Origin of the sequence: Comamonas sp. B21-038 (genome assembly GCF_022387135.1) — a bacterium.
Lineage (GTDB): Bacteria > Pseudomonadota > Gammaproteobacteria > Burkholderiales > Burkholderiaceae_C > Comamonas > Comamonas sediminis.
Genome location: NZ_CP092462.1, coordinates 525,699 through 539,595, shown reverse-complemented (window position 1 = coordinate 539,595; position 13,897 = coordinate 525,699). Strand labels below are relative to the sequence as shown.

The following is a 13,897-nucleotide window of genomic DNA, read 5'->3' as shown; positions in this document are numbered from 1 at the left end:
CTCCCCAGTCCCCCTCCCCTAAAGGGGGAGAGGGGGACGGGGAGCCGGGGGAGTCAAGTGTCAGCCTAGGCAAATGCATCTCTCGCGGATCAGATCTGGAGGCTAGGCATTCTAAGGACCGACCCGGCCTGCAAGATCGAAACCGAAATGGCGATCCGTCAGGCCGCGATATACCCGAAGTGGTACGGAGAGGTACCAAAGCGCAGCACGAAAGATCCAGTCGCTACCCCCATAGTCCAAACTCCAACGAAACTCGTCTCGGTACCGCCTCGTATGCCGGGACGGTAGTGACGGTCAGGGGTCAGACAGCCAAACAGGTGCTGCTCGGAAACGTCGCTATAAAGATACCCCGCGTTGCATCACAGCATTCTTGCGCTAATATCCTCACATTGGTTTTGCCGACGCCGTGCCCTCCCACACCCTCCCTCATTGAAATTGCACGGCATCCCTGCCCCACCAGGGTCGGCCTTCTTATCGACAGCCTTTGCCACCCTCACGGGTGGCTTTTCTTTGTCACGGTCCTAAGAGAACGCGCACCAGCAGTCCTAGCCCATACCACCAGTGTCATATGCATCATCGCCCTGCACGACGATTAAAATTGAAGCTTGCATATGATGGGAACTGCCATCCATGATGCCAGACATGCCCAATACTCAGAAGTCAATATCCGAAACACCTATAGGCGACCTACTGCCGCTGCGAGTGAAGACGATTCTCGAACGGAATGGCATTCATACCATTGAGGGCGTTCGTAGTGCCTATCCAAACCAACTGCTGAAGATGCGGGGGATGGGGATGTTCCGGTTCAAGCAGATTGAGGCCGCACTATTCCCGGGCAAGTCTTTCACTCCAGCGCGGATCTACTCGCCCATACGCCACATCAAAGGCTCATCGCTTAACGGCATTTTGGCTCCGGCAACTGTTCAAGTCTTGTGTCATGGTGGAATCACTACCATTGAGCAACTGCTTGTGACGGAGAGCAAGGAACTGCTAAAAATTAGGGGCCTGGGCATACATAAGCTCCGGGAGATCGAGGATACCCTTCATGAGCGTAGAGAGGACTAGGCAGAACGCACCTCAGCTAGCGCACAGAACATCAGTCCTGAAAGTCAGCAGACGACCCAAAGCGGCCATATCGCACGAGCCCCTTCAATCAAGATGAACGATGGGGAAATCCGGCTCAGGATAATTGCGCCCTCGCATGCAGATGCATAGCATTCCAGCATGGGCACCATGAACCTACCCGGAGCAATGGAGCTCAGAGCACTATATAGAGATTGCCAAATCGGCAAGTAGCAGGCTCAGTACGTACACACTAATGCCCACCACACCCGACTACTGATATGCCCATCCGTATACCTCCTGGCACCAGGGCGTGCCCAATGACAGCCAGCCATGACCCCCATAGTGGCCGAACACGCCGAGCTCAAGAAGATATGTCTCCACATCCCGGAGCACGCACACCGGCCGCGCACTAGTAGCTTGCAGTGCAAATCCCGCAAATATCTTCAGCACACCAGGGCCGAACAATGGCCGCAGCAGGGCCCGAACTCAGATCGAGGGCCCTAGTATGAGAATCATCAAACCGCGATAGCCCCGAAGTGGCACGGGGAGGTACCGAAGAGATGCAGGGAAAACCTGGCCGCTACCCCCATAGTCCAGGCACCTACGAAACTCGCGTAGATACCACCTCGAATGCCGAAGCCCAACCACGAGCAGCGCAGCATAGGCAAGCCAACCCTACACCCCGGAAACGCAGACCTCGATCCCACAACCCGAACTCCCCCCCGCCCTCCACCCCTAAAAGGGGTGGGCGGGGGGGGCTCGGGCAGGGGCGGAGTCTACCGGATAGGTAGCTACCATGCAGGGATGCGAACGGGTAGCAGCAGGAACCCAAGCTCAGATCAAGGGCCCCAGCATAGGAGCCATCGACCCGCGATAGTGCCAAAGTGGCACGGAGTGGTACCAAAGCGCTGCACGGAAAAACTAGCCGCTACCCCCATAGTCCAAGCGACCACGAAGCTCACCTCGGTACCACGTCGCATGCCGAAGCTATGAAGCAGGCGCCCAGCATCGGCGAGCCAATCCCATATCCCGGAGAAGCAACTCCAATCCCATGCCCAATACCCGCGCCCCGCCCGACAGTCCCCTACGGGGGCATCGTGGCGGGCGGGGCGCAGGGGTATCGGGCGCAGACCATGGGATGGCTGGAAGCCAGCTAGCGAGGCCTGGCACCAAGCCGAAACGGAAACAGACCCTCCCGAATTTCGGGGTAGCCGGGCGGGGGCCGCATAGCAGCACCTAGGAGTGCGTCACGCACCGAAATTATGAATCAGCCACAGAAGCCTGCAATTCTGCAGAAAACTCAAGCAACGCAGAGGGCGGAACTTCCAATGTCTCCGCCAATTTCATGATGTTGACGATTGCGATATTCCGATGGCCACGCTCAACGCCACCGAGGTAACTGCGTGCCAAACCACTCTCTAGGGCAAGTCGCTCTTGAGACCATCCTTTGGCTTTCCTCAGCTCAATCAGCCTCACACCGAAAAGCCTCCTAGGGTCCACAAGCATCCATCACTCCTTAATTGCGTGAATGCTATGGGTACCCACGATATAAGGCCACGCTCTATAGGAACACTCACTATGAGTGACATAAAATGAATGGACCACTATGAGTGACAAAGATAGTCCAAGACAACCTTCGTCGGGAGAACACTATGTACAACCTCTACCACGCAGACCAAAACGACCAATGGCGCTACACCCTGGGCACATCAGGCAAACGTCCATTGATCACCATCGGCCTCAACCCCAGCACGGCAACACAGGAAAAATCTGACCCCACCGTAGCCAGGGTGCAGAAGGTCGCCGCGCTCAACGGATACGATGGATTCGTGATGCTCAACCTCTACCCCGTGCGAGCCACGGTCTGGAGCGCCCTGCCCACCCGAGCTGATGCCCAAGCTTATGCGCGCAATCTCGATGAGATGGAGAAATTGATCGCGCAGTACGAGACCCCAACGCTATGGGCTGCGTGGGGTGAGACTGTGGTGCAGCGCTCGTATTTCCTGAGGGCCCGAGACGAGCTGCATGCGCGGGTCGCAAAGTACTCGCCGCAGTGGAGCATGTTCGGCGAGCCCACCGCCAGCGGCCATCCAAGACACCCCAGCCGCCTCAACTACGACTGGAAGTTCCAACCCTACACGCTGGACTAGTCCGCGGCGCACGCCCTGCATCCCCGGTCGGCCTCGTACCGAATCCTCGCAAGAAAACTCCTGCAGCGCCATCGTCCGCATAGGGCGCGGCACGCCCGCGGCTACCCCCTTCCGACCTCTGCAAACGCTGCTGAAAATTTTGTCCATCTACCCATCACAACACGCGAGAAGGACAAGAAGGACATGCCCATTGAGATTGCAAATACCCTATCCGGAGGTGGTACGTATGGCCGCTAAGGAACTAGGAGCCCAGCAGGTGGCCAACATCTGGCGAAGGGGGTCAACACACGTCGGAGGCGTGCGCGGCCTGGTGCTGAACGTCACCATGTACGGATCGCGTAGCTGGCTGCTGCGCTACCAAGTGGGTGGCCGCCGCCGGGACCTGGGTCTGGGGTCCTATCCCTCGGTCACCCTCACCCAAGCTAGGGACCTGGCACGCGAAGCTCGCCTCAAACTGGCACGCGGTATCGATCCAGTAGCCGACGCACAGCGCCTGCGTACCCAACTGGCCCAGGAGATGCAGCGAGCCATAACGTTCGCAGACGCCGCTACCAAGTACATCGACGCCCACGAGAAAGGCTGGAAGAACGTCAAGCATGTGGCGCAGTGGCGCTCATCCCTCGCTACCTACGCCAATCCTGTACTGGGCAGGGTACCAGTGGCAGCAGTCGACGTAGAGATGGTGCTGCGGGTGATCGAGCCCATGTGGACCACCAAGACGGAAACAGCCAATCGCGTGCGGGGCCGGATCGAATCGGTACTGGACTGGGCGGTGGCCCGGGGCTATCGCAAGGATGCCAACCCGGCGCGCTGGAAGGGACTTCTGGACAAGCTACTACCGGCACCAGCAAAGGTCACCAAGACCGTGCATCACCGTGCCATGCCCTATGCCGATCTACCTGCGTTCATGGTGCAGTTGCGAAGCCAAGAAGGCAATGGGGCGCTGGCGCTGCAGTTCCTGATCCTGACGGCAACCCGCTCGGGCGAAGTGCGGGGAGCAAGGTGGGATGAGATCGATATAGCCAACCGCGTATGGACGATTCCAGCCGAGCGGATGAAAGCCCATAAGGAGCACCGCGTACCCCTGTCGGATGCAGCAATTGAGATCCTCAAGAACCAACGTGAGGTCGTACCTGCATCGTGCCTCTATGTGTTCCCGGGCTACCGGGCAAGTGCCGATCCCGAAACGGGTGCACCGCTCTCAAACATGACGCTAACTGCCGTATTGCGTCGCCTGAATGTGGACGCCGTGCCGCATGGATTTCGCTCTACGTTCCGCGACTGGTGCGCAGAGAAAACACAGTACGCCAATGAGGTCGCGGAGATGGCCCTCGCACACACCGTCGCGAGCAAGGTGGAAGCCGCGTATCGACGCGGAGACATGCTGGAAAAGCGCCACGCACTCATGCAGGACTGGGGCAGCTACGCCATGACCGACGGTCATACCCGCGGGCAACCTGCGGCAATAAAGCATCCACAACGCGTACCCAACACCCAATAAGCAAACGGAGGAACCGAATATGCAAAATCAGAATTCAGTCGCTAAGTCCAACACCATCAGAGCATGGCATGCTCGCACGTGGCAATCGGGCTCGATCGGGAAATTGAAGGTGGCAGGTTCATGGTGCCTGATAGCGCTGGCCATCGCAGTTCCAGTAGCAGCGCTGCAACCCGATGTCCAGCTTGAATTGCGCACCGATCTCAAGGAACCGGCACTGCTGTGCCTTCAACAGAAATCCATTGATACCATCATTAATGTACAGGATCCTACCAACGAAGCCCTCGTAAAGAAATACCGTAGTCAGCCGGAAATCTTGACCCGGATAATGACCAACGACGGCTACATGCAACGCAGCATGTGGGCATACCAGCAAGAGACCCTGCGTCAACTTGCACGGGGCAATTGCGTCCAGGTATCTCATTCCGACCCGGTAACGGCACGTGGGCTTGACTGGCCCCCACGAAAGGACGAAGGACTCGGTAGCGAACCCGAACGTATGCAGGTCACATATAAGGGGCAGAAATACTGGACATATGCTGGAGAGTGGCAGGAGGCAACCGCTACCGTCGTGCCCGTAGAAAGCCGTGCACCACTACTGGTATCTCGCAAGTCCGGAGCAGATGCAGGCGCCCTTACGACTGTCGCTCCAGCAGCCCGGGAACCAGCCGTAGCGAACAAGAAAGGGCGCCCCATCCCACCGTTCAGTCGTAACGAAACCTATGCCGCAGTACGTACGGTACTAATGCGCGATGGATGGCAACCGGTGCTGTCAAAAGATGCAGACACATGCATGGATGGTGACAGCCGTTGCGAAGGTCGCCCTGAAATGCTGACATGCAGTGGATCGGGACTTGCGATGTGTAGATTTGGATGGCAACGCGATAGCGAACAGTTGACCATATGCACAGCGGGCGAAGAACAGGCGATGTTCCACAGCGTCTGCAACTAGGAAGGACCCGTGGCCATGAACTCAATAGCGAGAAATATCCTCCTAGCCCTCCCGTGTGCTGCCGCGCTATTGGCCATGGGGGAGGTCATGGCTGCATCCTCAGATTGCTACGCGATCAAAGATGGAGACAAACGGGCGCACTGCCTGGCGGTGGTCAAGCGGGACTATGGGTACTGCCATCGAATCAAGGAAGGCGACAAGCGTAACCAGTGCATGGCAGAGGTCAAGGGGACGCGCAGTAACTGCTACGCGATCAAAGGACAGGATGCGCGCAAGGCCTGCCTCGCTATGAAGTAACATACTGTAATCAAACCCGCCGCCAACCGCAGCCTATTCACCAAGCGAGTACATCTTGAAAGACTTGATCAACAAAGCAAAAAACTCCGCCGGTCAAATAGTGGAAGTCGGCAGCCAGACAGTGTCCAAAAGCGCGAAGCGGTTGAACATCAACAGCGTGAGTATCAAACGCGGTAGCGCAACATTGCTAGATGGTGTGTCGGATGCATCTAAGCAAGTGTATGAGCTGGGCAAGGGTGCCATAAAAACTGATCTTGCCAAAGATGCAGCAGCAGGAGCCGCAATTGGCGCTGCTATAGCGCTACCGCTCCCGATCATTGGACCTGCATTTGGGGCTGCCGTTGGCGCTGGCCTCGGCCTATATAAAAATATTTCCCAAGGCCCTCGCCCCCAAAACTCATCGCCCGCAGCGACAGACAAGGTGATCGAAGTAGAGGCGGTGGAGGTGAAGACCCCCACTATCAGCATCGACAAATACGAAGAACTTGAGACGCTGTTCGCCCTAAAAGAAAAGGGCGTACTGACCGATGAAGAATTTACTGTGGAAAAGCAGAAGATCCTTGCACGCTAGTCAGTCATCCGTACTGCCTTGATCGAATCGCAAGACGCCAGCAGCTAGGCCCCTTGACCCCAAATCTGAAGAGCAACGTCATGGTCAACAACCTCAATAGACTGCTGCGATGTGTCGCTGGTATGGCTCTCATCCTATCCTCCGGAGCCAATGCCAATCCACTCTACAAATGCGAAGTAGATGGAAGAACCGAGTATCAAGACAAGCCTTGCGCAACAGTCAAACAGCAGGTGGCCTGCATCCAGGGAGAGGCACAGCCGATAAGATATTCGAACGAACTTACCGAGCCGTGCCAATCTAAACCATCAGAGTCCGTAGGCTATGGCGGGTACTCAACGAGCGGGTCCTACGCCAGTAGGGCTTACAAGAGCAGTTCCGCAGGAACAGACGTTCATGTCCGAGGGTATACCAAGTCAAACGGAACCTACGTGAGCGGGCACACCCGAAGCGCACCTGGACGCGGAAGAAGTCGGTAGCCAATATTCGCTAAGAGCTAGCAAGATAGCCTAGAAGGTAGCCCAGGACAGCGCGAAAGCCCCTGCCATATTAAGAGCAAATATCGCGAAAGCCATACCAGCACATACCGCTAACGCGGGGTATGTACCCAGCAGAACAGTGGGTAAGCTGGAAGGTAGAAATGCAAAACGGGCCACATGGGCCCGTATTTCATAAATTCTTAACTAGGAGGGAGGGATTCGAACCCTCGGTACGTTTGCACGTACGCCTGATTTCGAGTCAGGTACATTCGACCACTCTGCCACCTCTCCGCAGCGCCGAAGCTGAAATTATAGCAGGCAATTTGAGGGTCTCGGGAAGAATCGCAGATTTCTGAAAAAAGGATGGCGGGGTGGTGATTGATCGGGGTGAGCACCTCGCCTGCTACCGACGGACCAACCTGGAACAGCGGGCAAGGGGACTGCCCTGCAAGGGTAGACAGCAAGGTAGGGACTAACGGCCGCCAAAGGCAGCACGTGCAGTCCCTACCCTATATGCATCAGTTCATTCTGGAGCGGCGAACACCCATTGCAGCGAACCCGCCCAACACCAGCGACAACAGTGCGAGCGCCCACTGACTCAGCGATGGCACAGGGGTCGGTGCAGTTGCCGCAATGGATTGGATAAAGGCTTCGCTCTGGCCTGCCGGGTAGTTGGCATCGCCGCTGTAATTGGCAACGAGGCTATGGGTCACCGCAGTGCCAGGCAGTACCGCAGTGATGGTGGCCACGCCATTCACGAGTCCCGCACTCCCCAACGATGTGGCACCGTCCATGATCTCAACGGTTCCCGTAGGCACCGGTGCGGCCTTTGCTTGCAGCGCAGCGCTCTTGTTGGGATCGAAGGCTACCGACACCGTGAATGTCACGGCCTGACCGGGCTGTGAGGGGTTCTGGCTGGAGCTGATGCTGACGCCCGATCCGCCTTGGCCGATGGAGACTGTCTGTTGCACCTGGATAGCATCGCTGTAATTGGCATTGCCCAGCTGGTTCGCGTTGATACTGCAGTTGCCAGCGCCATTGAACGAGACCAAAGTGCCGCTGATGCTGCATACCGACAGGCTGCCACTATCGACGGAGAAGCTGATGGCATTGCCGGAGGCACCACCATTAGCTGCGACGTTGTAGCTGCCACCCACCTGTGCATTGGGAGGTGGGAAGGAGCTGAAGGAGATAGTCTGCGAGGCCTTGTCAATCGTGACGCTCTGCGATTGGGACGGCGCAGCAGTGTAGTTCGCATCGCCGGCTTGTAGTGCGACTAGCGTGCAGATGCCGGCGCTGTTTATGGAGACGTTGCTGCCTGCCACCGTACAGACCGCTGGCGTGCTACTGTCGTAGCTCACAGGCAGGAGCGTGCTTGCAGTTGCCTGCGGATTGATTGAGAAGCTGCCTCCGGGGGTGTACAGCTGACTAGCAGGGCTTTGCGATGGGAAGCTAATAGATTGACCCCCCTGATCCACCGAAATCGAATAGGACTGCGACCCACTACATCCACTTGCGTCACTGACCGTGGTCGTAAAGCTGTAAGTTCCGACACTTGTTGGAGTACCTGAAATAAGTCCTGAAGATGACTGGGTCAATCCAGGTGGAAGCGCGCCAGCAGTTATCGCAAAGCTAGGAGTACCTAAAGCTCCCGTTTGACTAAGTGTTGAGCTAAAGGCTTGACCCACGATGCCACCACTGATCGCTCCACCGGAGGTCATGGTGAACGTAGGGCAAACGTATGGCGTGTAGACCACGTTATCAATGCCAATGTAGTCAGAATTCGAGCCCGCCGACCCAGCACCAGTGACGAAATAGCGAAATGCTGCGCGACCTGATGTGGGTGCAGGAAGTCCGGAAATGGTGATCGAGTATTGCGTCCAGACTTGAGGATATACGTTCGCAATCAGTGTCGGATTGATGCTCAGTAGCAATGTCGAAAAATCTCCGACTGCAGTCGCGCCTGCACCAACGCTTGTACTCGCCCCATTAGTGCTGAGGCGTACCTCAAGTCGATCGGGATAGTCAGTTTGCCCACCACCAATCGTCGGCTTTCGTGTGTAGAACGTCACTACATCACCGTTACGCAAAGTTCGATTCGGCGCAATCAACCAATTGCTGATTGTGCCAGTGCTTCCCGTGCTACTAAAGTTAGCTGCAATATAAGAGTTAACTGGTCCATTATAGGAATTGAATGGCCCTGGAGTGGGCGTGGCGTTGGTGGCTATGCCCTGAAACCAGCCAAGGCTGCCGACCGGTGCACTACTGTTTTGCATAACCCAGCCCAACCCAGAAAGCAGACTAATGTCGTCGAAATTCTGCGTGAATGCTTGGGAGAAAGCGCTTGTACTAACTGCAGTCAAAGCCACAGTCGCTAGAGTGCTCGCACAGAGCGTCTTAAATTTCATTTGCGTACGCCTCGTAAATTTTACAAAAAATCACATTTAATGTGGCGCGCACAGCAGAATCTGTCAATCCCTGAAACACGGTATAGAGATAACCCTAGTATGAAGTTGTTGAAGAATTTACGACCGAACCGAGTTGGACTGGAGAGATGAGAGAGTCAAGATGGGGGGGGCAGATACCTGACAAAGAACTGGAAGGTGTACAACGCAGCGTTGAAGGCACGAGGGAACCTGACCATCAAGCCCGATAGAGAACTATCGGTAGTCTCGGCTCGATATATCAAACTGCTGCACATCTTGTGGATTCAGTCGTGCTCGCAACGAGCATCAGGCAGCCCTCGAGTTACCCAAATCGAGGTACAGAGCCCGGTCAATCAGAGCCACACCAGTTGCCCGCCTGACTAAAACCCTCCACAAGCCAGCGTCCGCCTGGTGAAGCCCTGCCCAGCGCAAGTCAAGCAGCCATCCTCGCCCATTAGAGCCCGTTTTCAGCATGTGCACTGCCCACCTCAGTGCGCGTGATGAGGGGATTGCATGGGTGAAAGCCAATGCATCGTCAGCAACTAGTCTCGATCTAACATAGGCAACGAGCCTGAATCTTGCTAGATAACAGGCAATGAAGTGGGGAGACGAATGCAACTAACAGCAGACGTCAGCCCCATTCCCTTGTGTGCCGCAAAGCCATCAATGCGTTCGCGTACGGCGAACAGTGAACCTGCGCATGTTCAGCTTCCAGGCGCGCAAAAAACCTCAGCTAGAAAGACCGTTCTAAAATGACATCGTGCCGAATGTCATCAACGCGTTAAGGTCTACATAATCCAGCTGCACCTTAATGATCACGCTGCGGATAAGAACATGCGGTTATAGCGATTGATAATGTTTCGCATTCAAATTCTCACCTGTTTAAGGGGCTATTGAAATAGAATGCAGCACATCCCCTATAGTCTGGACATATCTGCCAGCATTCCTTTTTCAATTGAGTCACCGGAGATGCTTGACATGAGTATTAAAAATTCGCAACATAAATATAGCCAGTGGGTTATATTTGTGCATTGGCTAACCGTAATTCTCATCGTTGCAGTGTATGCAAGCATGGAACTACATGGACTATTTCCCAAAGGGAATATTGCACGAGATGTCATGAAGTCATTGCACTTTCTTTTGGGCCTGAGCGTATTAGCGGTGGTTTTTATAAGAATTCTTGTTCGCAGTCAAGCTGGGGCAGGGCCTGATATTGTGCCTCCACCATCTAAATGGCATAGCAGGCTTGCGAGTGCGATGCATTACGCTTTGTACTTATTTATGTTTGCTATGCCACTACTGGGATGGCTCACTTTGAGCGCGTCAGGAAAGCCAATCGTCCTCTTTGGCTTATCTATACCTAGCTTAATTAATACAAATATCCAACTATCTCGCCAGTTGAAAGATGTACACGAGACGATTGGCAACCTAGGTTATTTCCTTATTGCATTGCATGCAGCAGCAGCTTTGATTCATCATTATATAATGCGAGATAACACTCTCACTCGCATGCTTCCAGCGAATCGCACATAAGCTCGCAAATAGAATTACACAACCTTATATTTGACTATGAGCAAGCTTTACTATCGCACCCATCCTGAAGCTCATCGCACTGAACATATTGGCTGGCTCCGTGCTGCCGTATTAGGCGCAAATGATGGCATTATTTCCACTGCCAGTTTGATCGCCGGAGTAACTGCAGCCAGTGCGAGTCATGCCAGCATCATCACCACGGCGATTGCGGCTCTAGTTGCAGGTGCTATGTCCATGGCTGCAGGTGAGTTCGTATCTGTTTATTCTCAGGCTGATACAGAAAAAGCAGATCTTTCACGAGAGTCGGAAGAGCTATTAAACAATCCAGAAGCAGAGCACAAGGAGCTCACAGCAATTTACATTCAACGTGGTCTTGATCAGCAGCTTGCGGATCAGGTTGCTACACAACTAATGGCTCACGATGCATTGGGCGCTCATGCGCGAGATGAATTAGGTATATCCGAGACCTTGAATGCTCGTCCAGTGCAAGCGGCATTGGCATCAGCGGCAAGTTTTGCCGCAGGCGCCGCCATGCCTTTAGTAGTGGTGCTGCTCGCACCTCAGAGCAGCCTGCTTTATTGGATTGTCGCGACAGCCATAATTTTCTTAGCAATGCTCGGAGCTGCGGCTGCCGCTGTGGGAAACACACCAGTCCTCAAGAGCGCTATCCGGGTATCGTTCTGGGGCACCCTTGCTATGGCCGTGACAACCGGGGTAGGAGCAATGTTCAGTACCAGTGTATAGAGCAATGACTACCGTACTGCAGCTAGGCACCCACAGCGAGCAATCTGACAATTTGAAGTTCACAAAGTAGCCATCCTCGCCACTAAGAAGCAGCAGCCGGCATGGGAGAGCCGCAATCGGTCAGACGCTACCCATTGCGCTACCCATGTCATATTGGCATTCGCCCGCAATGCAGTGACAAAGATCACCCACGAAGCGCGCAAGCTCCATCAAAATACGCAATGACCTAGCCGCGCCGCGGCAAATTCGGAGATGTAGATGGACAAACTAGAGGCGCAAGAATATCAAGCACTAACGAAGGTCTTCGCAGACGCAGGGATGACCTTAACCATGAACAGTGGCCCCCCAACCGAAAACGAGCTCGCCATGCTCTCTTCCATCATTCGTGGCCTAGAAAACGCACCGAGTAGAGACTACAGCGAATTAATTCCGGCATCTAATGACGGTGCTCCCAATGACAGCGGTCAGTGGGATCTACACAACGCGATAAGAATGATCCGTTTTAACGCGAGTCTCAAAAATCCACTCATTGGCAAGTCTGTCGTGCGCCCCACCCTCGATGACAAAGAGTATTACGAAGCGCTTCAGAATGCGTGTGAGAAATTATCAAAATTGCTCACCAGATCCAGCACTGACCACAAAGATGACCCTTACATCAAGCTAGGCCAGCTGATGTCCGCGGAGCTACAACGTCCAGCAGATGAGTCTGCCGATGTGGCATGGAAAAATCATTGCATAGACCTAAGGCACCAGATCAACACCATAGCTCGCAAGGCGTCAATACTGCGGAATGATAAACAAGAGGTCAGCCGAAAAGACCTGCAAGGCTACATGATTGAGTTGATTTACATCCGGATCGCAAATGCTTATAAATGTGTACCGATCAAAGGCGGCACAATTAAGTACAAGTATTTTAGCAAAAATGAGCTAAAAGCTATCACTCATCAAATCTGGATGATCTACTTCTCCGAAAAACCGGTAACAAAGACTAAGGTGAACGGAGTCATCAAGAGAATTTAGTCCATTTGAGGTCACAAGCACAAGTGGCCACGCAACCGCATCGTTGGCAAAGGGCAAGCTAACGCGGAAATGTGGCTATGGACTTGTCCTAAATTTGCGATGTAGGCGTGTGGTGAGATGATCGGTCGCATCTGAACCAGAAAGCGCACGATGACTCACTACTCCCGCCACCTCGCCGCCGTCCAACTTCCATCTGTATCTACGTACGCGAAGCCACCGCCATAGCGGTGCAGTAGCTGTACGTAGAGCTCCTTCCTCTGACTCAATCACATTCGCGCATGAGCAGCGGAGGGTTTGTTACGCGCAAATCTTGATGGAATTTCTATGCCTAAGAGCAAAAAGCACCAATCATTGAAGACGTCAGAACGCCTGCCTCCTCTGCAGCGTCGTGTCGCACCTGGAGTAGCCAAGCTAGCAACGCACGTGGGCACAACGGAAGCGGTTATGGTCTCAGCGGAACCATTGAACGTCTGTATGCCCCCTTGGCAGGCCGGTGCAATCTGGAAGCGCCGCCGCTATCTGCCTAATGGCGACACGGCAAAACGGCCCATCTACCTGCCTCCTTTGCAGCGGGCTCCTTCGCGCTTGAGCCAAACGATACATGAGGTATTGGCGGATTGCGCTCCACATGAGCAAGCCCACCTGCCAGCCATCCGCCATGCAGCGGTAGGTTCGCTCTTCGGTACTGTCAGCGATCCTGACCCTGAGATCCGTAGTCACATGCGAGCAATCTTGCAGCCGCTCTCCAGCACTACGCCGAGCGCGGCAGCGCAGTTCGCATCGTAAATCTGTGCCTACCGGGCTGCTTCGCAGCCGAGTGTCGCTGCACGCCGCAATCTCTTTAAGCGGTGTTCCAGAAACTAAGGAAACATCATGACAACAGACCAAATCTTCTTGGCCATCTTGGCGAATCGTGTGGCCTCTCAACATCAGACTATTGAGCGCATGGACTCAATGCTGAGCAAACTCATGCACCGCACGGATGCATTAAGCGACATCGTCTGGCAGATGGATCGTCGTGACAAGGCGATAGCGCAAATTCGCAATGTCGCATCGCCAAACCAAACCAAGAGTCGCCGTACAGCTCGCAAAACGACTACGACACGGCGGGCTGGCAAGCGAGCCTGATCAGCCGGAGTTTCGCCCTCCTTGTAATTGCATGACA

Annotated in this window: 12 protein-coding genes, 1 tRNA gene and 1 pseudogene; 11 read left to right on the top strand and 3 right to left on the bottom strand. The window is 54.6% G+C overall.

Going from position 1 to position 13,897, the window contains the following annotated elements:
- Nucleotides 1–642 precede the first annotated feature (642 nt).
- Nucleotides 643–1,065 carry a helix-hairpin-helix domain-containing protein gene (locus MJ205_RS02430; RefSeq protein ID WP_239811024.1) on the top strand — a complete coding sequence of 141 codons (423 nt, stop codon included), beginning with the start codon at nt 643–645 and terminating at the stop codon, nt 1,063–1,065.
- Between the two features lie 1,260 nt (nt 1,066–2,325).
- On the opposite strand, the gene MJ205_RS02425 is transcribed toward MJ205_RS02430, so the two are convergent.
- Nucleotides 2,326–2,571 (bottom strand): helix-turn-helix domain-containing protein, encoded by a 246-nt coding sequence (locus MJ205_RS02425; protein WP_239811023.1) that lies wholly within the window; start codon nt 2,569–2,571, stop codon nt 2,326–2,328.
- 146 nt (nt 2,572–2,717) lie between these two features.
- Between MJ205_RS02425 and MJ205_RS02420 the strand changes: the two genes are divergently transcribed.
- The 5 genes from MJ205_RS02420 to MJ205_RS02400 all read left to right on the top strand — a co-directional run bounded on the left by MJ205_RS02420 (nt 2,718) and on the right by MJ205_RS02400 (nt 6,533).
- A complete protein-coding gene (locus MJ205_RS02420) occupies nt 2,718–3,215 on the top strand; it encodes a DUF1643 domain-containing protein (RefSeq protein ID WP_239811022.1) in 498 nt (165 codons plus the stop codon).
- Nucleotides 3,216–3,441: 226 nt separating this feature from the next.
- On the top strand, nt 3,442–4,716 hold the full coding sequence (locus tag MJ205_RS02415) for a tyrosine-type recombinase/integrase (RefSeq protein ID WP_239811021.1): 1,275 nt from the start codon (nt 3,442–3,444) through the stop codon (nt 4,714–4,716).
- Nucleotides 4,717–4,735: 19 nt separating this feature from the next.
- Nucleotides 4,736–5,665, top strand: coding sequence for a hypothetical protein (locus MJ205_RS02410; protein ID WP_239811020.1), 930 nt, complete (start codon nt 4,736–4,738; stop codon nt 5,663–5,665).
- Nucleotides 5,666–5,752: 87 nt separating this feature from the next.
- Nucleotides 5,753–5,962, top strand: a complete 210-nt coding sequence (locus MJ205_RS02405) for a hypothetical protein (protein ID WP_239811019.1) — start codon at nt 5,753–5,755, stop codon at nt 5,960–5,962.
- Between the two features lie 55 nt (nt 5,963–6,017).
- Nucleotides 6,018–6,533, top strand: coding sequence for an SHOCT domain-containing protein (locus tag MJ205_RS02400; protein ID WP_239811018.1), 516 nt, complete (start codon nt 6,018–6,020; stop codon nt 6,531–6,533).
- Between the two features lie 682 nt (nt 6,534–7,215).
- Here the strand turns inward: MJ205_RS02400 and MJ205_RS02395 are convergent.
- Nucleotides 7,216–7,300 (bottom strand) — tRNA-Ser (locus MJ205_RS02395).
- 227 nt (nt 7,301–7,527) lie between these two features.
- A complete protein-coding gene (locus tag MJ205_RS02390) occupies nt 7,528–9,417 on the bottom strand; it encodes an IPTL-CTERM sorting domain-containing protein (RefSeq protein WP_239811017.1) in 1,890 nt (629 codons plus the stop codon).
- Nucleotides 9,418–9,563: 146 nt separating this feature from the next.
- Between MJ205_RS02390 and MJ205_RS02385 the strand changes: the two are divergent.
- The 5 genes and pseudogenes from MJ205_RS02385 to MJ205_RS02365 form a co-directional block, all read left to right on the top strand.
- Nucleotides 9,564–9,672: pseudogene (locus MJ205_RS02385) on the top strand (IS5/IS1182 family transposase); the annotation flags it as partial.
- Between the two features lie 666 nt (nt 9,673–10,338).
- Nucleotides 10,339–10,968: a cytochrome b gene (locus MJ205_RS02380; RefSeq protein WP_446715050.1), complete on the top strand. Its 630-nt coding sequence runs from the start codon at nt 10,339–10,341 to the stop codon at nt 10,966–10,968.
- A 36-nt stretch (nt 10,969–11,004) separates the two neighbouring features.
- Nucleotides 11,005–11,712, top strand: coding sequence for a VIT1/CCC1 transporter family protein (locus MJ205_RS02375; protein WP_239811016.1), 708 nt, complete (start codon nt 11,005–11,007; stop codon nt 11,710–11,712).
- Nucleotides 11,713–11,970: 258 nt separating this feature from the next.
- The gene (locus MJ205_RS02370) at nt 11,971–12,732 is read left to right on the top strand and encodes a hypothetical protein (RefSeq protein ID WP_239811015.1); all 762 of its coding nucleotides are present in this window, start codon (nt 11,971–11,973) and stop codon (nt 12,730–12,732) included.
- Nucleotides 12,733–13,605: 873 nt separating this feature from the next.
- Entirely contained in the window at nt 13,606–13,860 is a 255-nt protein-coding gene (locus tag MJ205_RS02365; protein ID WP_239811014.1) for a hypothetical protein, read from the top strand.
- Nucleotides 13,861–13,897 lie beyond the last annotated feature (37 nt).